Origin of the sequence: Microcoleus sp. B4-C2 (assembly GCF_036705265.1) — a bacterium.
GTDB lineage: Bacteria > Cyanobacteriota > Cyanobacteriia > Cyanobacteriales > Microcoleaceae > Microcoleus.
The window spans coordinates 147,924-173,489 of the sequence record NZ_JAUBUB010000002.1 but is presented as its reverse complement, the minus strand read 5'-3'; the positions used below and the strand labels follow the sequence as shown (position 1 = coordinate 173,489).

Sequence of the window (25,566 nt, the reverse complement as noted above, 5' to 3'; positions counted from 1 at the left end):
TGATTTTAAATCACCCTAACCTTCCTTCAGTCTTGTCTTATGGTACTCTGGCTGCTTAAAAACTGTCCGGAGTATTGTTTATGAGTGCTTTCTTTAATACTTTATTCGTTGAATTATCAAGACCGTAAAAGACCTCTAGCATTCTAAAGGTAAAGTTTGGGTATACCTTTCCTTTCAATAATCCCAGTCCATCCTGTAGCTCATATTTTAATGTTTGTCTTCCCCTTTCAGGAGTAATGGAAAAGTCCGGCTTCGGAATTCCAAATGGCATTCCAGCAGGAAATTGATATACAAAAAAGTCTTCAGTAAAAGATGAGTTTAAACAGGTGATTTTATTATCTTGTACCAGAAAGCCAAGTTCTTCACAAAAAGACGAAAGAAGGCTCTTTGATTCAGGCGATAGGTAGTGCAGTTGTAGAACATATTCAAGCAATTTCAAGAAATTTTGAACTGTGTCTACATTCGACCAATCAACTGAATGATAGAGTTCATCAACTAATCCACGACGTGTTCCAGTTGAAACGGTACTCTCATGATTTACGGTAAAACCGAAGCTTGAAAAAATACCTTTAATCTGATTGAGAGATAAGTAATCCACACAGAAATCTTTGAACTGAATTTTGAGGGCTTTTAATAGAACATTTGGATTATCCACCATCTGCAAGTCTTTCTTTTGGGAAATCATAGGAATTTTATCATGATAAAATTATACGGCTATTGTAGCAATATTTTCGCGATAGCCACAAGCCTCTCTACTTAATTTAGTGTGTCCGAGCATCTTCGCTTAAAGGCTGAGAACTCTGCTGAATATATTGACGCAACGCTTCATTAATCAAGGTTTGGTAATTCCCTCCATCTGCTAAATGAACTTGTTGGCGAAACCACGCTAAAACCTCATCATCTAACGAGATTGCGATCCGAGTTTTCCCAGGTAATGTTGGATCGTTCGCCCCTCGCTTACCCTGACTAAAATCATAATCTGCTTCCATAACTATCCCTCTCCCTCTTCTTTCCCATCCTCTGTGCTCTCTGTGTCCTCTGCGGTTTGTTCACTCTTTCCTGCATTAACCTCAATCTTTTTCTGCTGACGATCCGACGCAGCTTTTTGCAGCATTTTCAACTTTTCTGGGTCAGCATTCGATCGCCAAAACAACTTATGATCCTTAATTTTAACGCAATTTTCCTCCAAACACTTCATCCATTCCCGATGTTTCTTAACTACGCCACGATCGAGAATCCCTAACTTTTCTTCTTGGCGGGTGAGTTTGGCAAACTTGTCGTAATGGGGATAACTAGCAGTAACAAAAGCTTCTTTTCTCACTAAAATTGGTGGATTATACACATCAGAATAGTCTTGATAGCTCACAGAAAGATCGCGCAAATCTATGTGCATAGAAGTGTGAAGGGCTGGATGCGGGTTAGTGTCAAAATCGGGATAAAATAGATAGGAAATCTGAGGTCTGCGAGCGTAAAATTTGATAATTGTCGCGCCGTCAAGTCTGCCAATTGTGCGGTTGGCGCAGCCTTCGTAGAGCCTGAGCAAAGGATCTAGTTCTTCTAATGCAGAGACGTGAACAGAAAGGGAACCATGCTGTTTGTAGCCGATCGCACTATCTTCGCAGCAGTCCGCAACAATATCAGGTTTGCTCAGACTATATAGCATTAAATCTGCTAAAGTGCAAGCTTTTTGATAATTGTCAAACAAACCTTTGATGTCATTGCGGATTTGAGCCGGGAGTCGGCGCATTGAAGGCCGATCGCCCAAACCGTTGAGAGCGAGATATACCAGCAAATCTTGGCGGCGCTTGTCGGCGATTTTCTCCCAATCATCCGCATCCGTTGCTTGCAAAATCACCCTCCAAGCGCGATTAAAACTGTGAAATTCCTCCTTAATCGCCGATTCTTCCGCTAGTTCGCCTTTAACAGGAAGGCGGCCTCGATCGCTCACAAAAGCCATCAAAGGAGCCAACATATCCGCATAATCCTCAAACCGCTTAACTTGCGATCGCACTCTGGGAGTCGATAAGTGCGATCGAAACCGAGAAGCACGAAAACTTTCACCCTCCGCTGCATCCCGAAACACAAAATAGATTCCCAAAGCCACAGGAATTGCATCAACATTCAAAACTTGGTCGATATAAACCTTTAACTCTTCTTGTTCGTAATACTTCTGAAAAGTATTCCGAGAAGTAATCACCCCATCCCCATAAGCAATTTGACCTCGATCGCTATCGTCAATCAAAACCTGAGCCGCTACAACTAATAAACTCTTAGTTAATTCCCAAGCATTCAGCAAAGCTTCTCGGCGTTCCGCCAAAGATTCAATCACATTAATCACATAACCAATATTCACAATATCAGCACAAATTCGCGGAGTATCCGGCTGATAGTATGGGTCCCAACCAGAAATAGCATAACCCTCTTGTGCAATATATTTAACATCCCCGCCGTAACCGCAACCGTAATCAAAAAAAGTCGCCCCGTCCCTCACTAAATCAGCTTCTAAAACCAGACGCAGGGGTTTAGAAAGCGAATTGCGTACCATTGCAGCTTTATGTCGCTCGATTTTAGGAATTGATAGCTCACTATTCTCCTCTTTCAAACGCTCGACAACAGTATGATCTTGGATTTCTACACCGCAATATCCCAAATATTTGAGCCAACCTTCGCGAGTTCCGATAACGCTAGTATTGTCAAGCAGTCCCCACTTTTCCTCGCAGCGAGTCAGCCTCGCAAACTTTTCGTAATTGGGATAATCCCCAGCTACAAAAGTTTCCTTGCGGTGCAAAACCGGGGGATTTTCGCAGTTACTGTAATCGAAATATTTAACTTCCCCTGTTGCTAGATTAATCTGGATGCTGGTTTGCAAATCAGGATGAGCATTTGTATCGAAATCAGGGTAAAAAAGATAAGATATTTTAGGTTGATGAAGCAAAAATTTAACTAAAGTTGCTTCATCAATATTTTCGAGAGTGCGTCTGGCACAATTTTCGTAGATTCCGAGGACAGGGTTGAGTCTCTGCAAAGCTGAAACGTGAACGTAAAAAGCCGTAGGTAATTTTTTTCCCACCTTGCTTTCCCGACAGCAGCGAGCCACTTTTGCTACTAGATTGTCCACAGAAAAATTATTGATTTCATCGAGCGGGTAAGGCACAGCATTTACAGAATATTGCTCAGAAATAGCCTCTTTTTCATACAATAAAACTTCGCGAGCAAAAACCATCAAAGGCGTTAGCAGTTTTTCCTCGTTTTCTAAGGAATTGCTATTTGAAATAGTGTTTGTACTGGTATCGTAATTCATAGCTAAATTAATTATTTTTTTTAAATTAACCGCAGAGAACGCAGAGAACACAGAGTGAAGAAAGAAACAAAGAAACAAAGAAACAAAGAATTTATTTCTTAGTCCGCGTAGGCGGACTTCGTTGGTTTAGGCGCGATTTCAAGCGCCGACTAATATAGATTAATAGCGACTAACCGACTAACTAAACATTCGATTTTCCACAAATTCTTGCACCCGGGCTAAATGACTGGACAAACTTACTAATAGGTTCTCAATCCTCTCACTATTTGACAATTCCACCCCTTTTGGTTCAGATTGAAAGCTTCGCGCTTGATGCTCCAATTGTGCGGCCAAATCCGACATCTGAGCAACTCCCACATTAGCCGAAGTTCCCTTGAGACGGTGGGCTTGATATTCCACAGCTTGCCAATCTTTAGCTTCTACGGCTCTTTTGGCAGCAGCTACATCAGCTTGGGCGCCTGCCACAAAAGCTTGCAAGAGTCGCTCTGGCAATTTAATATTAACTCGTCCGAGTTGCTCCAATCTGCTCTTGTCGAACAGTCCGTCGTAGTCTCTATGTTCCCAAGTTGGAAGTGCGATCGCCCTTGGTGTCGGCCCAGCCCCAACCTGCGCTTTTTCCACAACTTCTGTATAATTTGTTGCTAATTGAGATTTATTTTCCGAATTTATACTTTTAACTCCATACTTATTGTCACCCTGAACATTGAGGGCTTCATACTTTTTCAGGGCCGCCGCCAAAGCATCTAAATCTACAGGTTTGCTGAGATAATCGTCCATCCCCGCCGCCAGACACTTTTCTCGTTCCCCCGGCATAGCATGAGCAGTTAAAGCCATCACAAAAGTATGCCGATCGCTTCCTTCGATTTGCCTCAACTTTTGCGCCGTTTTGTAACCATCAAGTATCGGCATTTGACAGTCCATCAGCACTAAATCATAGCTTTTTTTTGCCAGCAAATCCAGCGCTTCTTGACCGTTGACTACGCAGTCAGCCTGATAGCCTAAAACTGCCAACTGTTCGACAAGAACTTGTTGATTGATCGGGTGGTCTTCCGCCACCAAAATTCTGAGCGATGACAGCGAATTGGGAGTAACATATTGAGAATTAACTGGTGGCAACTTGCAAGTATTAGCAGCCTCGAATCTCCCAAAATCTCCCGTTCCCTTCACCGGCGCAAGCATTGCCTCAAGCAGGCGGCTTGGTCGCACCGGCTCGATCAAATATCCATTAAAACCCCGACTGCAAAGCGATTCAGCCTTCGGCTGTTCTCGCAAACCAGTCATGGCGATTAACGAGCCAACTGTCGAGGTCGATCGCACTTTCCTAGCAAATTCCTCCGCATCCAACTCCGGCATTTGCAAGTCCACCAGCACCACATCCCAGCTTTTTCCCCCCTCTCCCGAATTCTGAGAAATCCCGCCCTGGGTATTTTTCAACCAACTCCAAGCCTCAGCAGCACTTTCTGCCTCGTCGCAGCGCGCACCCCAACTTTGAGCGAGCGATCGCACTGCTGCCCTCCTCAAAGCACTTCCAGAGATTACTAATAACTTCTTGCCCGCAAGTTCGGGATCGTGAGGCTCAACCGGCAACTGTTTTTCCAAAGGTACTGTAAACCAAAAAGTAGCACCGCTGCCTAGCAAACTGCGAACTCCAATGTCCCCTCCCATCATCTCCACTAACTGCTTACAAATAGCCAAACCTAAACCCGTCCCGCCGTAAGGCCTAGTAGGAGAATCATCTACCTGAGAAAAAGATTGGAACAACTTTGTTTGCCCTTGGGCCGAAATTCCAATGCCAGTATCCCGCACCGAAAATAGCAACCTTGCTTCTTGTCTACCCTCTGCCAGTCGGTTGCCCTGTTTCACAGTTACGTGAACTAGAACTTGACCGCGATCGGTAAATTTTATGGCATTCCCCGTCAAATTCAGCAAAACTTGCTTCAATCTGCCCGAGTCGCCCACCAACTTTCTCGGCACTGAGCTGTCAACTAAAATATTCAATTCAATACCTTTTTCTTCTGCCAAATGCGCTAGAATTTCAATCACCGACTCAACGCAACTATTCAAATCAAAATTAGCCTTTTCCAGCCGCATTTCTCCCGCTTCAATCTTAGAGAAATCGAGAATATCATTAATAACATTTAGCAAATGTTCAGCACTGCGGTAAATCGTCTGAGCACAGTCCCGCTGTTTCTGTTCCAGAGGAGCGCGCAGCAGCAATTGAGCCATTGCCAAAACCCCATTCATCGGAGTGCGAATTTCGTGACTCATGTTCGCCAAGAATTGCGACTTCACCCGGCTAGCTTCTAAGGCAGTTTCCCGCGCTTCCACCAACTCATTAATCTTGTCGGCAACCATCACAATTCCCCCTACTTTACCGTCTGGATTGTACCAAGGGTGAGCGGCCCAGCGCAGGTAGATAACAGAGCCGTCTGCTCGTTCCCAAGCATCTTCGCTCACAGAAACGACCTCACCTCTGAGCACTTCTTGATACATTACTTTCCAGCGATTCGGGGTATCTGGAAACAATTCGTAATGACTGAGATTAGTCAGCGACTGCCACTCAAAATTAAATTGAGTCAGCCATTTGTGCGAGTTAGCTAAATAGCGCATTTCCGTATCGAACATCGCCATTGCTACCGGCACGCAATTAATAATTTGTCTCAGTTGCTGCCGTTCCCTTTCCAGAGCATATTCCGCCTGTTTCCGCTCAGTAATGTCGCTAATCATGCCGGCCATTCGCAGCGCTTTTCCTTTGGAATTTCGCTGAGCTTTTCCCTGAGAAGTGCAGTAGCGGTAAACACCGTTCGAGTGTAGCAGCCGGAATTCTACATTATAATCTATTTCTTGTTCCAAGTGAGCGGCGATCGCCGCGACAATTCCCTCCTTGTCATCGGGGTGCAGGCGGTTGTATAGAGCTTCCATAGTCCTGCCAAATTGCTTTCGCGACAAACCGATAATTTCCAAAAGGCGATCGTTCCAATAAACCTCATTTTTACTTAAATCCCAATCCCAAATTCCGTCGTTCACTCCCTCTAAAACTAACCTGTACCGTTCCTCACTTTCCTTAAGCTTTTGACTGGTATGAAACGCCTGAAATTCGGCGCGATAAACGCGCATCGCATTGGACAAACTGCGAGACAAACTATCGGGAGAAAGCTTATTTTTAGCAATATAATCAGAAGCTCCTGCCTTCATCAATTCCACAGCAATTTGTTCGTCGCCTTGACCTGTGAGTACAATTAAGGGAACTTTCAGTCCAGCTTCTCGTAGATGTTTTACCAAACTCAGTCCGTCTCCGTCCGGCAATCCGTAGTCGAGGAATACGCAGTCAAATTTGCACTCAAATATTTGATTTAATAGCAGCCCCTTTTCTGTCTCCTCAACCTCGCTTAAAGGTTGAGATTTATTTTGTTGGGAGAGTTTTGCGGTAGCCTGCATAGAATTTTTGCTAACCGAGAGTTGTGCCAGCGCATCCGCGCAGTCTTCTGCTTCAGTAACTTCTGCAGAAACACCAGCAGACTTGAGCGATCGTTTGATTGCCATTCGATCGACTGCATCGTCATCAACTATCAGAATTGTGAGAATTTTGTCCATAAAAACCGAATTGTGGATTAGTCCGAAAAAGCTGCTGTCAAGAAAAAGGACTTAAAACAACTGCATCGCTGAAAAATCATAAAGCCCCCTTGAAAATTTTTCTATTCAAATTTCCCTATTTTAGGGAATTTCACTCAGCATCCAGTATTTGTTTAGGGTAGCCATCACTTCCACAAAGTTAGAAAAAGTAACAGGTTTAAGAATATAGCCCGCTACATTCAAATTATAAGCTTTTACTTTATCTCTATCTTCATTAGAAGTTGTGAGGACGATTACCGGAATCGACCTCAAACATTCATCCAGTCGCAATTCTTGCAAAAACTCGATCCCGCTCATTCTCGGCATATTCAAGTCCAGCAAAATCAACCGGCGCGCTTGAGGCATGGGAGGATCTATTTTTCCTTCTCCACGCAATATAGCTAGAGCTTCTAATCCATTGGCAGCAATGTAGAGGGGGTTGACGATGTTATTTTTTTTGAAAGCTCGCCGGACGTTCATCACATCAACCTCATCATCTTCTACCAAAAGAATATGAATTTTTTTGTCTTGCATAAATCAGCCATTTTCTAGATGTTTTTTAAGCGCCCGTCTCGTTGGCGAGGTTTTGTCAGCACGGATCGCGAACCCAGCAGGTTTAATATCTATTGTCCTTTGTCAAGAATCATTTATGCCGGGGTCGATGACAGTATCTACCTGCAGGCGTACTTGCCCGTCATTCGATTTTGGATTTGAGATTTGAGATGTTGGATTGACCCGACGGATAAATGCGGGGGCTTGAGGATTTTAGATTTGAGATTTGGGATGGATTCCACGGATAAATCACGTGGCGGGTACCACCTTTGAAATTCGCTTGTCAGAGGATGAGCGGTGCAGCGGAGATCCAAAAACTCGCCAATAACACCCGATCGAGCTACGGTAAAATCTAAAACTCATCTACATTATTATTAATCGCCATGTCAGCCGATCGCAAACTCTACGAAGGCAAAGCCAAAATCCTCTACTCCACCGAAGACAGCGAAATTTTGCTGACCCACTTCAAAGACGACGCCACAGCCTTTAACGCCCAGAAACGCGGCAGCATCGTCGGCAAAGGCGAAATCAACTGCGCCGTATCCGCCCACCTGTTTCGGATGCTAGAAGCCAAAGGCATTCCCACCCACTTCATCGACACCCCGGCCCCCAACCAAATGCGAGTCTGTCGCGTCCAAATCTTGCCCTTGGAAGTCGTAGTCAGAAACATTGCCGCCGGCAGTCTTTGCAAGCAAACCGGACTCGCCCTCGGCACAATTGTCAATCCGCCGCTGGTCGAGTTTTATTACAAAAACGACGATTTGGGAGACCCGCTGCTGACCCGCGACAGGCTGCTGCTAATGCAGCTAGCCACCCCGGAACAAGTAGACCAACTAGAAATCGCCGCCCGCGAAATTAACGAAATACTCAAAGAATTTTTCAGCCAGTGCGGCATCACCCTGGTAGACTTCAAACTAGAATTCGGTATCGACCAACATCAAAATCTGATCCTCGCCGACGAAATCAGTCCCGACACCTGCCGCCTCTGGGACAACGCAGAAGCAGACCCCGACGCCCGTGTTATGGACAAAGACCGATTCCGCCGCGACTTAGGAGCGGTAGAAACCGCTTACCAGCAAGTTCTCCAACGCGTTCTCGCTCAGAAAGTCTAGAGGCCTTGGTAATGCGCTAGAATTGCACAGTTTGTTACCCTTCTGCTTTCGATGTCAGCAATCAGCGGTCAACAGTCATCAATTAGCGGTCAGCGCGAAATTCCACCGACTTAAATAACTAATGACTAATGACTAATGACTAATGACTAATGTGGTGTGTGGATTGCCCAAAAAAGTGAACAAAAATGCGTTTATCTGCTGTATTGGTGGCAGTTTTTACTGCCTCAGCAACATTCGGGTTATCAAATTCGGCAAGTGGCCAAACATCCTACTCTGAATCAGCAGAGGAAGCTTTGGCTGCCGCCGGGCCCGCCCCGTCGATCGAATTACCCGATCGCCCCCTTCCAGAATTAACCCCAAACCCTCCTCAAAACCGCAAAGCTGCTAAAACCAGCAAAGGGGAAGCCCTAAAAATAGCGGAGGCCCCTGCCAGAGGAGGGAACGACCGCGAACCCCCAAACCAAGTCACAGACCCGCCCTCCCCGGTTTCACCTCCGATCCTTGAACTCAAACCCGAGCTAGCATCCAACCCTTCCCCCGCCTCTAGCAGCCAAAACGCCCTGCCAGAGGCGCAACAGGAAAGCTCGCTCCCCCCATCGGAAGCGGCGGTAACGCCCGCCTGGATCGCAGCAGAGCTAGGGAAACCAGAGGAATCAGGGGCGATCGCTCAAAACGCCCAAGTTCCGACAATACCGGCCCCGACGAGACCGCCGGCTAACACCGTTCCTCCATTGCCCCCTGGCCGGGCACCGCAGCCGAGACAAACCCCTGCACCCGCCGGGGCGGCAGAACCGCAAGTGCTAGTAGCAGAAGTTACAGTCACCGGCGCGACGGAAGACTTGGAAACCGAAATTTACCGAGTCATCAGCACCCAACCGGGACGCACAACCAACCGCAGCCAACTGCAACAAGACATCAACGCCATTTTTGCCACGGGCTTTTTTAGAAACGTGCGGGCAGTACCGGAAGACACCCCGTTGGGCGTCCGGGTGACTTTTATTGTGCAGCCAAATCCGGTGCTGCAGGGAGTGACAATCACCGGTCAGCAAGTGCTGCCCCAAAGCGTAATTGACGAAAGCTTCCGCGATCAATACGGCAAAATTCTCAACCTCCGCCGCTTTGAAGAGGGAGTGAAAAAAATTAATGCGTGGTATCAAGAGAACGGCTATGTTTTGGGCCAAATCACTGATGCCCCGCAAGTAGCAGACGACGGCACTGTCACCCTGGTAGTGGCAGAAGGCCAGATCGAATCCGTTGATGTCCGCTTCCTGAACAAGGAGGGAGAGGCAACAGATGCCACGGGTCAGCCGATCGGAGGCAACACCCGTCAGTTTGTCATCACCCGCGAAGTAGAACTTAAGCCCGGAGACATCTTTAACCGCACCAAGGCGGAAAGGGATTTGAGACGGGTGTTTGGTTTGGGAATTTTTGAAGACGTGCGACTTGCCTTGGAACCAGGAACGACTGACCCCCGCAAGGCAAGAGTAATTGTCAACGTCATTGAGAAAAATACTGGTTCTCTGGCGGCTGGTGCGGGTTTGAGTTCCGCGACGGGTTTGTTCGGTACGCTGAGTTACCAGCAGCAAAACTTGAGAGGTAGGAACCAGAAATTGGGGGCTGAAGTACAAATCGGGGAACGCCAAACGCTGTTTGACCTGAGTTTTACAGACCCCTGGATTGCGGGCGATCCTTACCGGACTTCTTATACGATTAATGCGTTTAGAAGACGATCGATCAGCGTGATTTTTGACGGTGGCGAACGGGAAGTCAGATTGCCCAACGACGATCGACCCCGCGTCGTCCGCACCGGTGCCGGCATCAATTTCACCCGTCCCCTGGATCGGAATCCTTTTGCCGATTCTGAGTGGACAGCTTCAGTCGGCTTGCAGTACCAGCGAGTCTCAATTACCGATCGCAAAGGCAGGCGCGAATCCGAGGACGAACTCGGCAACCTGTTGAGTTTTAGCGATTCGGGTTCGGATGACTTGACAACTTTGCAAGCAGGTGCTGTGCGCGATCGGCGCAACGACCCCCTCCGCCCCACTAGCGGTTCCCTGCTCAGATTTGGCATGGAACAATCGATTCCTGTAGGTTCCGGCAGCATCCTCTTAAACCGCCTGCGGGCCAGCTACAGCTTGTACCTACCAGTCAAGTACACTAACTTTACCCCCGGCCCTCAAACGCTGGCATTTAGTTTTAGGGGCGGCACCGTATTCGGAGATTTGCCTCCCTACGAAGCCTTTGCCTTGGGCGGCGCCAACTCGGTGCGCGGATACGACGAAGGCGACATGGGAGCCGGCCGCAGCTTCCTAGAGGCCAGCGTTGAGTACCGTTTCCCGATTATTTCGTTTATCGGCGGAGCGCTATTTTTGGATGCTGGCACTGACTTGGGCACGGGCAAAGATGTCCCAGGCGACCCGGCAGGTATCCGCGAAAAGCCCGGTAGCGGTTACGGTTACGGCATCGGCGTGCGGGTTCAATCTCCTTTAGGGCCGATCCGGATCGATTACGGTATCAACGACACTGGCGACAATCAAATTCACTTTGGAATTGGTGAGCGATTCTAAGTTGACAGTTGGCAGTTGGCAGTTGGCAGTTGGCTGTTGACAGTTGGCAGTTGGCAGTTGACAGTTGACAGTTGACTACTAACTACTGACTACTAACTAATGACTACTGACTACTAACTAATGACTATTGAACGTACCTTAAAATCTGAATTTGAACTGTCGGGAATCGGTTTGCACAGCGGCGAACAAACTCGCGTCCGAGTTTTGCCTGCGGAGGTTGGGGAAGGTCGCTATTTTGTCAGAATTGACTTGCCTGGTGCTCCGATAATTCCTGCAAAAATTGAGGCGGTTTGCCAGACTGCACTTTCAACGGAACTGGCAGGTATCGATGCTCAAATTCGCACTGTAGAGCATCTATTAGCCGCTTTGGCGGGGATGGGAGCGGATAATGCTCGAATTGAGGTTGATGGGCCGGAAGTGCCGCTGCTGGACGGTTCGGCTCAGGTTTGGGTAGAGGCGATCGCCCATACCGGCTTAGTTCCTCAAGAATCTAAGCAATACCCCACTTCCTCCTTTGTCGTTAGTGAGCCAATTTGGGTGCGTCACGGGGATGCTTTTGCAGCAGCTTTACCCTCAGCCGAAACTCGATTTAGTTACGGAATTGATTTTGAGGAACAGGCGATCGGCAATCAATGGTACAGTTGGTCGCCAGAGGCAGAAAGTTTTGCGACGGCGATCGCCCCAGCCCGCACTTTTGGACTTGCTCGCCAAGTTGACCAATTGCGACAAGCTGGTTTGATCAAAGGTGGTACCCTAGAAAACGCCCTAGTTTGCGATCGATCCGGCTGGCTCAACCCGCCTTTGAGATTTGCCAACGAACCAGTGCGCCATAAAATCCTAGACTTAGTAGGCGACCTCAGTCTGCTCGGAACTTGGCCAAAAGCTCACTACTTGGCTTACAAAGCCAGTCACAACTTGCACGTCCAACTCGCCCAAGCCCTGAACTCCCAAGCTCTAGCTACCCTAGATAAAAGTTAGGAAACAAACAGGTGATCTTCTGTTAAGATTACATCTTCCTTCTGCCTTCTGCCTTCTGCCATACCACACTCAAAAGTCTTCAAGAAATGTCTACGCTGACTGAAGTTAACACCCTCAATACTGCTAATTCTGAATCCGTCCCCACCAAAAACGGTGAAGATTCTCCAGCGGTTAAATCTACTTTTACTCTCGAAGAAGTTCAGAAATTATTGCCTCATCGCTATCCTTTTGCACTGGTTGACAAGATTGTTGATTACGTGCCGTCCGAGAAGGCTGTAGGAATTAAAAATGTGACTTTTAACGAACCGCATTTTCAAGGGCATTTCCCCGGACGGCCGATTATGCCTGGAGTATTAATTGTCGAAGCGATGGCTCAAGTTGGCGGTATTGTTCTGGCTCAGTTGCCCGACATCAAGCAAGGATTGTGGATGTTTACCGGAATTGATCAAGTCAAGTTCCGTCGTCAGGTTGTACCGGGCGATCAGTTGCTGATGACTGTAGAATTGCTGTGGGTAAAACGCCGCCGCTTCGCAAAAATGCAGGCTCTGGCTGAAGTAGACGGACAAAAAGTTTGTGAAGGAGAATTGACGTTTTCGATGGTAGATTAAGTTGGTGATTGGTGATTGGTGATTGGTGATTGGTGATTGGTTATGTGTTATTTGGGGATTTCTCTATATTCCTGATAACCACTGACAATTGACAATTGACAATTGACTACTGATACTAAATCCTGGTTTGTTACTCCTTGATGATTCGGCGATTGCAATCGCTACTACACAAACGAAGTCCGCCGACGCGGACTAAGAAATAAACGGGGTATTTAAGCTTGATTTTGTATGAAAACTGAAAACTGAAAACTGAAAACTGACTAATAAAAAATGCTTACTTTGATTCACCCAACTGCTGTGATTCATCCCCGCGCCGAACTTCACCCGACTGTAGAAGTGGGAGCTTATGCTGTAATTGGGGAAAGAGTGAAAATCGGGCCGGATACTAAGATTGGTGCCCATGCAATTATCGACGGGCTAACAGAAATAGGTGCTCGCAATCAAATTTTCCCCGGTGCGGCGATTGGTTTGGAACCTCAAGATTTGAAATACGAGGGTTCTCTGACTAGGGTGAAAATTGGCGACAACAATCTCATTCGGGAATACGTGACAATTAACCGCGCTACTGGAGCGGGGGAAAGCACGACTATTGGCAATCATAATCTATTGATGGCTTATGTTCATGTGGGACACAATTGCGCGATCGCCGATCGAGTAATTATCGCTAATGCTGTAGCCTTAGCCGGACACGTTAAAATCGAGTCTCAAGCCCGCTTGAGCGGTGTTTTGGGGGTTCATCAGTTTGTCCAAATCGGCCGTTTGTCTATGGTGGGCGGCTTGAGCAGGATCGATCGAGATGTGCCTCCTTATATGCTAGTCGAGGGAAATCCTTCGAGAGTGCGAGCAATCAACAAAATAGGCCTCGAACGCGCCGGTTTTACCCAAGAAGATTTGCTACTTTTGAAGAAAACTTTTCGTATTCTATACCGTTCTGGCTACACTCTCGATCGAGCTTTGGAACAGTTGGATTTGTTGCCAGAAAACGCCCACTTGCAGCACCTGCGGAGATTTATGCAGCAGTCTATAACCAAAGGGCGACGCGGTTTGATTCCTGGCAAAAAGTAAATGAGGCTTATATTAATTCTTTCGCGCCAGAAGAATTAGTATTATTGAACCGGGAAGACGCGAAGGAAACGAAGGAAGAAGTAGAAGAAGTGGAAGAAGAAGGAAGCTGTAGGGTGCGTCAGTCACCACCTAGAGGTAACTCAAAGAGTTTTTAGTCTGACGCACCTTACCCAGGATATTGAGGAGTTTATGAAAATTTTTATCAGCACTGGTGAGGTTTCGGGCGATTTGCAAGGAGCTTTGTTAGTTGCAGCCTTAAAACGTTACGCTGTCGCCGCTGGTTTGGAGTTAGAAATAACCGGATTGGGCGGCCCTCGTATGGCAGAAGCTGGGGCTACTATTTTAGGCGATACTGTGGGCATTGGTTCTATGGGTTTGATAGAATCAGTGCCGTATATTTGGCCAACGATCAAAGTTCAACAAAAAGCTAAACAATATCTCAAAAACTTTCGCCCCGATGCTGTTGTATTGATTGATTATTTGACTCCTAATCTCGGTATTGGCAGCTACATCCGCCGCTGTTTGCCTGATTTGCCCGTGGTTTGGTACATCGCACCTCAAGAATGGGTTTGGTCGATTTCTCCTCGCAATACTGATCTGATTGTCAATATTTGCGACCAACTTTTGGCAATTTTCCCAGAGGAAGCTTGTTATTATCGAGAAAAAGGAGCCGAAGTGAGTTGGGTTGGTCATCCTTTGGTGGATAGGATGCAATCTGCGCCCAGCCGGGAAGTTGCCCGCAAAACTTTGGGAATTGGGCCGGAACAGGTGTCGATCGCCCTAATTCCCGCTTCTAGACACCAAGAACTCAAGTACCTGATGCCGGTTATATTTGAGGCAGCTCAAATTATTCAAGCTAAATTGCCGGAAGTTCATTTTTGGATTCCGCTTGCTAATAACGCTTTTCGCCACAAAATTGAACAGGCGATCGAGAATTACGGTTTGCGGGCTACTCTGTTAGAAAATCAAACTCTGGAAATCTTGGCTGCTGCCGATCTGGCGATCGCTAAATCTGGTACTGTTAATCTGGAGCTAGCTTTGCTCGACGTTCCGCAAGTTGTCGCCTACCGCGTCAGTCCGATTACGGCGGTTATTGCTCGCCACGTGCTGAAATTTTCGATTCCTTTTATGTCTCCGCCCAATTTGGTGCAAATGAAGCCGATCGTCCCGGAGTTGCTGCAAGACGAGGCGACTGCGGAAAATATAGTGCATCACGCATTGGAATTGCTGCAAAATGCCGATCGACGCCAGCAAACTTTGGCAGGTTATCGGGAAATGCGGGAAAGTCTGGGAGATGTGGGTGTGTGCGATCGGGCCGCTGCGGAAATAATGAAAAATGTTAAATTAAATACAGCTTCTTAAAGCATTTTTTGTATTTAAAAGTTATGTATAAACCCGGTTATTTTGTGGCTGGCTCGTGGACAAACCTACGATTTATTACCAGAAACGCGGTTGATTTCCTTAATTTCTATTAAAGCAACTTTGTTATTGAAATGTTATGCCAAGCAATCGGAAAAAGCGACCGATCGCTGTTGATTTATTTGCAGGCGCGGGCGGCATGACCCTGGGCTTTGAACAAGCAGGTTTTGATGTACTTGCATCAGTCGAAATTGACCCTATTCACTGCGCCACACACGAGTTTAATTTCCCGCTGTGTTCTATTCTGTGCAAAGATGTCACACAGCTTACGGGTTCAGAAATTCGGAAAAAATCGGCGATCGGGCGGCGCGAGATAGACGTAGTAATCAGCGGTTCGCCCTGTCAAGGATTCTCCATGATGGGCAAGCGGGATGTGGACGACCCACGAAATTCTCTAATTTTTCACTTTCAGCGCTTAGTTTTGGAGCTAAAACCCAAGTTTTTTGTAATGGAAAATGTGCCGGGAATTGCATCAGGAGAACACAAAGAACTCCTGAATGTTTTAATTAGCTCTTTTCTGAAACGTGGCTATAAAGTAGAAGAAAATTATCAAGTTCTCAACGCTGTTAACTATGGAGTACCGCAAGCTCGCAAACGATTATTTTTGATTGGGTGCAAAGCAGGTTATGAGCTACCCAAATACCCTCAGCAAACTACTATATTGCCCAAAATTAAAATTCCTAAACGCTATAAAAAAATTAATTTACCTGCTGTCCCGACAGTTTGGGATGCGATTGGAGATTTGCCGGAAGTGGAAAACTACAGCGAGTTGCTGCACCGAGATTGGGTAATAGCGGAGTACGGAAAGTGCAGCACTTATGCGAGTATAATGCGCGGAATTGAGGGTTTGGATGATGATTATTCCTACGATCGCGAGTACGATCGACAAATCCTCTCTTGTAGTTTGCGAACTAAACATTCTCTGGAATGTATGGAAAGGTTTCATGCTGCCAAACACGGCGAAAAAGAGCCGATCAGCCGTTTTTACAAGCTGCATCCCGACGGAGTTTGCAACACTCTCAGGGCCGGAACCGACAGGGCGAGGGGGGCTTATACTTCGCCGAGACCGATTCACCCGATCGCCCCTCGGTGCATTACAGTCAGAGAAGCTGCGCGACTGCATTCCTATCCTGACTGGTTTAGATTTCATGTCACAAAATGGCACGGTTTTCGCCAAGTCGGAAATTCTGTACCACCGCTATTGGCGAAAGCTGTAGCAGCGCAAATTATTAGCGCTTTAGGCGTGGAAGCAATTAAGCCGAGTCTCAAGCTGACATGGGGACATGATTCGTTGCTTAAACTCAATTGGTCAGAAGCAGAACAATATTATCTAATATCAAATCCGTTAGCATCGGAATAGTAAATTCGAGTTCACTGTTCACTGTTCACGGCGTCAACATCATGTATGAGTGTAACTGGAAATGATATAAAAAGTTAAGAATTAGATTTACAGGGTATATGCAGGGCTACCCCCACTTAAGCGCGGGTTTAGCCTCCCCTGGATCAGCGATCGCACTTACAGCATATTCGGTGGTTGATGAAGTACAGTAGCCGCTATATTTATGTTGTGTGATTTTAATATGTAGGGTGCGTCGCTACGACCTTTTAAATAGAACTTGCAGATTGACGGGTGACGACGCACCTTACTTAGGAATGAGAATTAAATAACTTAGAATTTTGATGCTTCTTGTGGGATGGGCGTCCCGCCCGTCCAGAAAGGGCGGGCGGGACGCCCAACCCACTTTCAAGAGTGTAAATTATTTAATTCGCGATCCTTACTACAAGATTGTGTGTACTACATATACATGGAATATGCTGTAGATCACCCGCACAAGATGTCCCCAGTAGTTAAACAAACCGGGAATGTATTCCGGCGCGCTGTGCAGTTTTTTCAAGGTAAAAGTGGGAACTATTTCGACTACTGGCCTGCAATCCAAGGCGTAGCCTCCCATACATAAAATAGCCAAATAAACATCTGGATATCAGAGGAGATTTGAGATCGTGAAAGTCTGCCGGAAAACATTTTGATAAATTTCGCTGAGTTTTGCAACAATTACGAGTCTTTTGGACTTCTAGAGCTATTGTGTAAAAAGTGTATTTTCAGGAGACTCAAATACTATGGGTTGGTTTAAAAGACTGTTCGGACTCGAAAAGCCTGCACCCCAGGCTGAACCGATGGCACAAGTAGTACAGCAAGCAGCACAAGCGCAATCCATCGCTCCTGCTAAAGTCGGCCCAGACGGAAATTTTGACGAAAGCGGCCTCGCTAAGCGGGTGGCTTTAGCTTTTGACAGCGATTCAGAAGTTGCTGATATCGAGACTGTTTATGTGGCTCAGCTCAGCGGCACGGTTGTTCTCAAAGGTCAAGTTCCCAGTCAGGAAATTCTCGACAAGTTGGTGGCGATCGCCTCTGCTGAAGAAGGTGCCACAAACGTGCAAACCGATCAGGTGACAGTCGGCTAGTTATTCGGAACCGAAGTAGTTTCGCTCCGGGGCTGCTCGAAGCAGTCAAAAACTGGATTAAACCCGCTGCGGCGGGTTTTTTCTTGCCGTCTCCCCCTCAAAATATTAATTTTTGTAAAAAAAAGCGATTTATCTAAAAAAACAGTATAATTGAATACAGAAACTAAAAATGTTTTAGCGAAGAAAACCAACGCTGACCTGATTGCCCTTTTTATCTCGATAAATATAAGGATCAAAAAATATGAAACTCACTTATCGCGGTTCAAACTACGAGTACGACATTCCGACAGTCGATATGATCGAAGGGGAAGTCGCGGGCAAATACCGGGGTCAAAACTGGAACTATCGGTATCCGAGACACATTCCCAACCCCAGAAAATACGGCGGCACAAACCATACCAAAAAGCGAGATGCTCAAGCTGGCGATCGTGATGTCGCAGCAGCTAGCGCCTCAGCGAGGGTGGATTATTACCCAACAGTTGTGGAAGTGGCGCAAGTACACCAGGCGAATCTTTGCAATATTCTCGATCGTAGAAAGGAAGCAGCCAAAGCCAAGGGCGATGAAACACTGCTGCGCTTGCTAGAAATTGAGTCGAGACAGATGGTGTGTTAGAGAAAAAGCTTCAGAAAACAAAGCGTTTGTAAAGAGGGGGGAAATCGAGTTAAGCTCAATTTCCCCCTTCTTCCCATAAAGCAATTTTTAGCTAAGTGAAGTACAAATAAACTGAGATATTGCACCATTCTCAATAATCCTTTTTTGGGCGGGCTAGAAGCCCAACCCCTACTCCTCACAAGAAAATCTACTCTTTGTGGAACAGGCATCTTGCCTGTTCATAAAAGGCTAATTGAGAATGGTACAACATATAAAAGAATAAACCAGTTTCTGTCACCCCTTGACACAAACCACCTGCTTCAGAGTCGCCACAACTTCCACCAAATCCGACTGCTGACTCATCACCTCATCAATCGACTTGTAAGCCCCCGGAATTTCATCTAAAAATTGCTCATCTTTGCGGCACTCAACCCCCTCAGTCTGCCGCACCAAATCATCAAGAGTGAATACATTCTTCGCTTGAGTGCGAGACATCAAGCGCCCCGCACCGTGAGAACAGGAACAGTAACTTTCAGCATTACCCTTCCCTTTAACAATGAAAGACTTCGCCCCCATCGAACCCGGAATAATCCCGTAATCCTCAACATCCGCGCGCACAGCACCCTTGCGAGTAACATACACATCTTCGCCAAAATGCACCTCTTTTTCCGCGTAATTGTGGTGGCAATTCACCTCTAATAACGGCTTAACAGATTTGCCGCCCGCGACGTGCTTTTCGACAATTCGCTTAAACCGATTCATCATTACATCGCGATTAAAACGAGCATAATCTTGCGCCCACTGCAAATCGTGCCAGTAAGCCGCAAACTCCCGCGTACCCGCTACAAAATAAGCCAAATCTTTGTCAGCCAGATTAATTTCTGCCAGTTTAGCTAAATCTTTAGCAGTCTCGATGTGCTGCTGTGCGAGCAAATTTCCAATGCCGCGAGAACCGGAGTGCAGCATCAGCCACACAAAGTTTTCAGTATCAACGCAAACCTCAATAAAATGATTGCCGCCGCCGAGGGAACCCATTTGTTTTAAGGCTTTATTATTTTGATGCTGCACACCTTGATGAAGTTGCTTAAACTCCCCCCATCCTTGCCAGTTGGTGACAGTTTTTTCTACTTCCTTGTTTTCGGAAAATCCGACAGGAATTGCGCCTTCGATATCGAGGCGAATTTGTTTGAGTTTGCCTTCTAATTTTTCAGCCTTGAATGGCATTTTAATCGCAGCCATCCCGCAACCCAGATCAACGCCCACAGCAGCCGGAATAATCGCTTCTTTTGTGGCAATTACTGAACCGACTAAAGCACCTTTTCCTAAATGTACGTCTGGCATTAGTGCGACGTGTTTGAATACAAAGGGCAAAGATGCTACGTTTGCGGTCATCTTGGTTTCTTTTTCGCCTAGGGCGTGATTTGCCCAAGATAATACAGGTTTTGGGGCTGATATGTCTAATTTTTCGTAGGGCATTTTTGTTTAAGTTTGTTTTGCCAGTTGGAGTTTGTAGCATAAGTGTAACACGAAGACTTTCGGATGTCAAACACACTAATTCTCGTAGGGTGCGTCAGTCGGGAATTTCTTTTGGGAGTCATAGAATGTTTACTGACGCACCTTACCCACTAATTCTTGCCGCGTCAACTTAACATCAAATGCAGTACCAGTATTGTTGGTAAATCCGACATTCCGACAGGGAATGAATTCCCTGTCTCATAGCAAAAGTCCTCTCAAAGAGGACTAAAATCGATCGCACTTCCCGTCAAAATCTACAGTCGGTTTTAACCGACAGTCCGACAGGGAATGAATTCCCTGTCTCATAGCGAAAGTCCTCGCTCAAGAGGACTAAAATCCCTCGCACTTCCCGTCAAAATCTACAGTTGGTTTTAACTGACAGTCCGACAGGGAATGAATTCCCTGTCTCATAGCAAAAGTCCTCTGAAAGAGGACTAAAATCGATCGCACTTCCCGTCAAAATCTACAGTCGGTTTTAACCGACTTTCGCTATGAGGCAGGGGTTTCAACCCCTGTCGGATTGTGGGAAAGCGAGTGAAAAGCTAACACGGCACAAGAAGCGTTTTGTATTAAAAATCCTTAAGAAATGCCTAAAGATTGAATGAATAATTTACTGTAGGGTGCGGATTGTTGTACCTTCGCCAGGGAACCAAACAGCTCTTTTCCCCCGAAGATAACTAATGTCTTCTGTTGAGAGTCAGGTTTTTGAGTCAGCACTTGTGAATGAACGGACAGAATGCTATCTGAATCCCACCGATAGAAATATTTCAGGTCGCCGCAAAGCCCTTCTTCAACATCCTTGAGATTGGGGTAAAGTTCTTTAGACGAACGCGGCTCGTGACCGATTAAAATTAGTTGCTCTGATATTTCCATTTTGTTAATATCGATTAGATACATGAGCCCTTCATCAGTATTAACTAGAATGCGATCGTCCGATAGGTAGCACATATAGTAGCCAAAACCGTCATCCGCATGAGGCCATTTGCATATTCCCAGTAGATTGCGGTCAGGAAAACTGAATCGGCTGATTTTTCGGCCGCAATCATGTACTATTAGAAATTCGCCACCAGCAGGGTGAAATTCTGGAGGCCCCATGTAATCATCGGCACAGAGAACCTCTACGGCATGAATTGTCATACCATCATCATAAAGCCAATAGATTTGCGATTCGCCCTGACCCTCGGTAGTCCAAACAGCTAAAATTTGATTTTCTGGGTGTCGTTGAAACCAGAATCCACGGCCATAAAAAGGGTCTTTGAGCCTAATATTTCGCTGGATATGCCATGAATTAGTATCGCGAATTTGAATCTCGACTTCCTCGCCTTCAATTAATTTGATACACCAAAAATGCACGCCGTCTGCATCAAACCAGCAGTCCATAAATCTATTCTTGCTATACGAAAACTTAACAGGAGGGTTAGGTAGGAGTTCTTCAAAGAGGATCTGGTTTTCTGCTGTCACAATTGCTAAATGATTGCCATTTGCCATAATTGCTACCAGCAAATCGCCTTTGGGGCTGATGGCTAAACAGTTCATTTCGTCGGGAAGCTGGTATTCGTATTTTGGGGACAAGTTGCGATCGACTAAAGTGACTTTTTTGCGATCGCCACTGACGATCGGATCGTGGATTAAATAACTTCGTAGGTTGGGTTGAGGAACGAAACCCAACAATCAAGCGTGGCGTTGGGTTTCGTCCCTCAACCCAACCTACAAAAAATGCAAGTTATTTAATTCTCATTCCGATCGTCGCCCACTCGGAATTAATGGGTTGATTTATAAATGAGAACGACCAGTCAATTTGTCTTTCATGTTTTGGTAAAATTAGCATAAAGATATTTCAGCGTAAATAAGCTCTATTTTAACTGAAATCTTGCAGCATTTATCGTAGGGTGCGTCAGTCTGGAATTGCTTTGGGGAGTCAGAGACTGTTTACTGACGCACCTTACAGACTAATTATCGGCGCGTCAGCTTAACATCAAATGCAGTACCACTATTGTTGGTAAATCCGACAGTCCGACAGGGAATGAATTCCCTGTCTCATAGCGAAAGTCCTCTGAAAGAGGACTGAAATAGATCGCACTTCCCGTCAAAATCTACAGTCGGTTTTAACCGACAGTCCGACAGGGAATGAATTCCCTGTCTCATAGCAAAAGTCCTCTGAAAGAGGACTGAAATAGATCGTATTTTTCCTCAAAATCTCCAGTCGGTTTTAACCGACTTTCGCTATGAGGCAGGGAATTCATTCCCTGCCGGATTGCGGGAAAAGCGCGTATTTGCTGGCACTAAATTATTACAAATTCGTAGTCTTTCTCCCCGCCTTCTGCAGGGGAATAACAACCCCGTGCGGCTTCTTTTTCGCTGCAAACATCCCGAATAAATCGTGCAGCAAAATGTAAAAACACGGAATGATAAACAGCGTCAGCAGCGTCGCCAGCGACAAACCGGAAAACACCACCACACCCAGCGGTTGCAAGAATTCCGAACCGTCTCCAATGCCCAAAGCTAGGGGGAATAAACCCAAAACTGTGGTAATAGTTGTCATCAAAATCGGACGCAAGCGCTGAGGTGCCGCCCTGAGAATTGCTGTTGTGCGATCGACCTTTTCATCTTCCCCAATTTGGTTCGCCAACTCCACCATAATAATCGCATTATTTACCACAATTCCCACCAGCAAAATCGCCCCCACAATCACCGTTGCGCCGATCGGAGTTTTAGTCGCATACAACCCGAAAATCCCCCCAGCCAAAGCCAGGGGCACCGTTAACATAATCACCAGCGGATCGACAAGCGAATTGTACTGCACCGCCATTACCACAAATACCAAAAACGCCGCCAAAGAACCCAAAACAATCAGCGAACTTTGCAATTCCCGGTTGGTTTCCGCCGCCGAACTCGGTATGACTCGCACTCCTTGCGGCAATTTTATTTCTGACAAAACTGCATCCACTTGTTTCAAAGCATCGCCCAAACTCGCGCCCTTATTAATATTCCCAGCAATCAGGAAAACTTGGCGCTGGTTAAGCCTTTGAATTTCCCCAGGCGCTTTTCCCAGTTCAATATTCGCCACATCGCTCAAGCGGATAATGCTGTTATCCCTAGCAGTTAAAGGAATAAATTTTAGTTCCGAAATCGATTGGACAGAATCGCGATCGAACTGTACCCGCACATCAACCAAACGGTTTCCCCGCTGCAATTGCGTGGGAACAGAACCTTGAATTGCTGTCTGAATCGCCTCTCCAATTTGCCTCGCATTCAAGCCGTAGATTTCCGCTTGTTCCCAGTTGGGGCGAATCTGCACTTCCGTTTGCTGCGGGTCTCCATCCGGGCGAAAACGAGCTAATTTTACCTTTTGATCCAAAGTTGCCAATATCTCGCGGCCAGTTTGCTGCAATATTTGTTCGTTTTCGCCCTGAAGCAGGACATCAACTTCAGCGCCCCGCACTGGCGAATTAGTTAAAACCAAACCCCGCACATTTTCTGGAATCAGGCGCAAACGAGTGTTTTTTGGCAAATCAATTTTATTCAATTCTTGCGTAACTCGCTGCACAAAATCCAATGTATTGGTGCCCGGTTTCAGGGTAATGTTGCAGCCGCCGCGCAGCAAATTCTCAACCGTATTGTTGCCGAATAACAGCCCGCCCACCGTCGTCAAAGTGTATTGAGTTTCTGGTTGGCTGAGGATAATTTTATCAGCTTCTGCCATAATTTTTTGGTTGGTTGCCAAATTTGTGCCTGCAGGAAACAAAGCAAACAATCTCGCTTGACCGGTATTAATTCTGGGCAATATTTCCTGGGGAATTTGACCAGCCATCAGCCAACTGCCGCCACCCAATCCAATAATCGCTACTGCGAGGATAATCAACCGCCACCGCACTACTCCCGATAAAAATTTCCCGTAGCCGGCGGTAGCATTGGTAAAAGCTCGATCGAATGCGCGCAGCGGCCAAAAGTTGCTCAAACCGCTGGATACCCGCAGCGCTAGCAGTCGAGAAGCCATCATCGGTACAACTGTCAATCCGACAATCAGAGAGGCGGCGACGGAAAAGGTGATGGTGAGAATTAATTCGTTGAAAAGTAAGGAAACTAAGCCGCCGATGAGCAAAAATGGCAGTACGGCAACTAAGTTAGTGATGGTGGAAGCAAATAAAGCTGATTCTAATTCTTGGCTACTTTTTTCTGCTTGCTGCTGCAACTGCTTGTTACTTAAGCGCTGACCGTTTGCACTGTTTTTATTGCTGGTTCCTTCGACAATATTCTCCAGCATGACGATCGAGTTATCGACCACAATTCCCACACCCAGCGCCAAACCACCCAAACTGAAAACGTTCAGAGATAGGCCAAAAACTCCCATCAGGATAATCGCCATTAAAGTTGCGAGGGGAATTGCCAGGACAATAATCAAAGTTTGGCGAAGAGAAGCGAGGAACAACAATACAGATGCCCCCGCTAAAACAGCCCCGGTTAAACCAGAAAATACGACGTTACTAATAGAATCGCGGATGAATTTAGACTCATCAAAAGTAGTGACGATAGTCGTACCTTCGGGAATTGCCCCGGATGTTTTTAATTCTTCTAGCCGCTTTTTGATTCCATCTACAACTGAAATTGTATTCGCGTCTGGCTGCTTTTGAATGCTAATTTTTACGGCTGATTTCTGATTGAGAAATACTTTAACTCGCTCTTCTTCTGTACCGTCAATTACCTGAGCAAAATCGCGCAGAAAAACTCGTTTTGGCGGATTGGAACCCGATGCTTGAAAAGAAATTGCCTGAATTTCTTTCGCGTTCTGAAATCGCCCGACGGTGCGGGTTAAAGGTTCTGCAGCTTCTTGCCGCAGCCGCCCGCCAGAAGTGTCCAGGTTCCGGGATTCGAGCGCTGATAAAACGTCAGAAATACTGACACCTAAAGATTGCAAGCGATTTAAGTCAATATTTACTTGAATTTCTTCTTGCACGCCGCCGGCCACGTCAATTGCTGCGATTCCAGGAATTACGTTTAGTTCTCTGGATAATTCTTCGTCAGCAAATACGCGCAAATCTACTCCTTGCAGGGAGTCGGAAGTGAGGGCAAATTCGTAAATCGGCTGCTGGGAAGGGTCCACTTTGAAGAGAGTGGGGGATTCAACTGTGTCGGGAAGTCTGTTGCGGATGCGGTTGACAGCGGCGGTGGCGTCGTTGAGGGCCTGGTCGATGTTTCCCCCCGGTCTGAAGAATAAATCGACGCTGACTTGTCCTTCGCGAGTGCGGGAGAAAACTTGCATGACGCCTTCAGTGGCGGAAAGTCCTTGTTCGAGGGGGCGGGTAACTTCGTCTATTGCTACTTCTGGGGATACGCCTGGGGCGTTCAAGCGCACGCCGATGCGGGGATACGTGATGGAGGGTAGCAAGTCAACGGGCAGTTGGGTGATGTAGAAAAGGCCCACGATTATGATAGCAAGTGTCAGCATGAGGGTGCCGATGTGGCGACGAATCGCGGTCGCGCTAATACTGAATCCGGTTTTGTCAGGAGTCATTCGATTTTAGATTTTAGATTTTAGATTTTAGATTGAAGAGTCGGCCCCGTCATTCAGACTAATTCTAGTAGGGTGCGTCAGTCTTGAATTTTTCTAGGCGGTGAGAGAATATCTACTGACGCACCTTACGAGGAGTATAATAAATCTTAATAAATATTCCCAAAAGTTTTTGTGAATATTTCTTTAGAGGTAGTCGATCGCCCACAACGCAGATTGGCAGAAATGGCAAGGGGCTTTTGAATCTCTGTAAGTTATCGCAATCAGGAACAG

18 protein-coding genes are annotated in these 25,566 nt (G+C 46.4%); 9 read left to right on the top strand and 9 right to left on the bottom strand.

Annotated elements, in window-relative coordinates:
- Positions 1-55 precede the first annotated feature (55 nt).
- The 5 genes from QUB20_RS01830 to QUB20_RS01810 form a co-directional block, all read right to left on the bottom strand.
- Complete coding sequence (locus QUB20_RS01830) at positions 56-685, bottom strand: hypothetical protein (RefSeq protein WP_333242435.1); 630 nt, start codon at positions 683-685, stop codon at positions 56-58.
- 76 nt (positions 686-761) lie between these two features.
- On the bottom strand, positions 762-989 hold the full coding sequence (locus QUB20_RS01825; protein WP_333242439.1) for a BrnA antitoxin family protein: 228 nt from the start codon (positions 987-989) through the stop codon (positions 762-764).
- A gap of 2 nt (positions 990-991) precedes the next feature.
- Positions 992-3,301, bottom strand: a complete 2,310-nt coding sequence (locus QUB20_RS01820; protein WP_333242442.1) for a DNA phosphorothioation-associated putative methyltransferase — start codon at positions 3,299-3,301, stop codon at positions 992-994.
- Positions 3,302-3,478: 177 nt separating this feature from the next.
- Positions 3,479-6,895 carry a response regulator gene (locus QUB20_RS01815; RefSeq protein WP_333242445.1) on the bottom strand — a complete coding sequence of 1,139 codons (3,417 nt, stop codon included), beginning with the start codon at positions 6,893-6,895 and terminating at the stop codon, positions 3,479-3,481.
- 120 nt (positions 6,896-7,015) lie between these two features.
- Positions 7,016-7,447: a response regulator gene (locus QUB20_RS01810; protein WP_333236379.1), complete on the bottom strand. Its 432-nt coding sequence runs from the start codon at positions 7,445-7,447 to the stop codon at positions 7,016-7,018.
- 401 nt (positions 7,448-7,848) lie between these two features.
- On the opposite strand from QUB20_RS01810, the gene purC reads away from it, so the two are divergent.
- From purC to QUB20_RS01765, 9 genes are all read left to right on the top strand, one after another.
- Positions 7,849-8,577: a phosphoribosylaminoimidazolesuccinocarboxamide synthase gene (gene purC, locus QUB20_RS01805; protein ID WP_333242448.1), complete on the top strand. Its 729-nt coding sequence runs from the start codon at positions 7,849-7,851 to the stop codon at positions 8,575-8,577.
- 185 nt (positions 8,578-8,762) lie between these two features.
- Positions 8,763-11,144, top strand: a complete 2,382-nt coding sequence (locus QUB20_RS01800) for a BamA/TamA family outer membrane protein (RefSeq protein WP_333242451.1) — start codon at positions 8,763-8,765, stop codon at positions 11,142-11,144.
- A 120-nt stretch (positions 11,145-11,264) separates the two neighbouring features.
- A complete protein-coding gene (lpxC, locus tag QUB20_RS01795; RefSeq protein WP_333242454.1) occupies positions 11,265-12,122 on the top strand; it encodes a UDP-3-O-acyl-N-acetylglucosamine deacetylase in 858 nt (285 codons plus the stop codon).
- An 86-nt stretch (positions 12,123-12,208) separates the two neighbouring features.
- Positions 12,209-12,730: a 3-hydroxyacyl-ACP dehydratase FabZ gene (gene fabZ / locus QUB20_RS01790; protein WP_333041219.1), complete on the top strand. Its 522-nt coding sequence runs from the start codon at positions 12,209-12,211 to the stop codon at positions 12,728-12,730.
- A 270-nt stretch (positions 12,731-13,000) separates the two neighbouring features.
- Entirely contained in the window at positions 13,001-13,795 is a 795-nt protein-coding gene (lpxA, locus tag QUB20_RS01785) for an acyl-ACP--UDP-N-acetylglucosamine O-acyltransferase (protein ID WP_333242457.1), read from the top strand.
- 189 nt (positions 13,796-13,984) lie between these two features.
- Positions 13,985-15,157, top strand: a complete 1,173-nt coding sequence (lpxB, locus tag QUB20_RS01780; RefSeq protein ID WP_333242460.1) for a lipid-A-disaccharide synthase — start codon at positions 13,985-13,987, stop codon at positions 15,155-15,157.
- A gap of 136 nt (positions 15,158-15,293) precedes the next feature.
- Positions 15,294-16,574, top strand: a complete 1,281-nt coding sequence (locus QUB20_RS01775) for a DNA cytosine methyltransferase (RefSeq protein WP_333242463.1) — start codon at positions 15,294-15,296, stop codon at positions 16,572-16,574.
- Positions 16,575-17,332: 758 nt separating this feature from the next.
- A complete protein-coding gene (locus QUB20_RS01770) occupies positions 17,333-17,677 on the top strand; it encodes a BON domain-containing protein (protein ID WP_333236397.1) in 345 nt (114 codons plus the stop codon).
- 241 nt (positions 17,678-17,918) lie between these two features.
- Positions 17,919-18,290: a DUF4278 domain-containing protein gene (locus QUB20_RS01765; protein WP_333242466.1), complete on the top strand. Its 372-nt coding sequence runs from the start codon at positions 17,919-17,921 to the stop codon at positions 18,288-18,290.
- On the opposite strand, the gene QUB20_RS01760 is transcribed toward QUB20_RS01765, so the two are convergent.
- The 4 genes from QUB20_RS01760 to QUB20_RS01745 all read right to left on the bottom strand — a co-directional run bounded on the left by QUB20_RS01760 (position 18,287) and on the right by QUB20_RS01745 (position 25,296).
- Positions 18,287-18,499, bottom strand: a complete 213-nt coding sequence (locus QUB20_RS01760; protein ID WP_333291116.1) for a hypothetical protein — start codon at positions 18,497-18,499, stop codon at positions 18,287-18,289. The two genes, QUB20_RS01765 and QUB20_RS01760, sit on opposite strands and share 4 nt — an antisense overlap.
- A 64-nt stretch (positions 18,500-18,563) precedes the next feature.
- Complete coding sequence (locus QUB20_RS01755) at positions 18,564-19,745, bottom strand: RtcB family protein (protein WP_333242469.1); 1,182 nt, start codon at positions 19,743-19,745, stop codon at positions 18,564-18,566.
- 618 nt (positions 19,746-20,363) lie between these two features.
- Positions 20,364-21,452 (bottom strand): hypothetical protein, encoded by a 1,089-nt coding sequence (locus QUB20_RS01750; RefSeq protein WP_333291114.1) that lies wholly within the window; start codon positions 21,450-21,452, stop codon positions 20,364-20,366.
- Positions 21,453-22,074: 622 nt separating this feature from the next.
- Positions 22,075-25,296 (bottom strand): efflux RND transporter permease subunit, encoded by a 3,222-nt coding sequence (locus tag QUB20_RS01745; RefSeq protein WP_333242475.1) that lies wholly within the window; start codon positions 25,294-25,296, stop codon positions 22,075-22,077.
- Positions 25,297-25,566 lie beyond the last annotated feature (270 nt).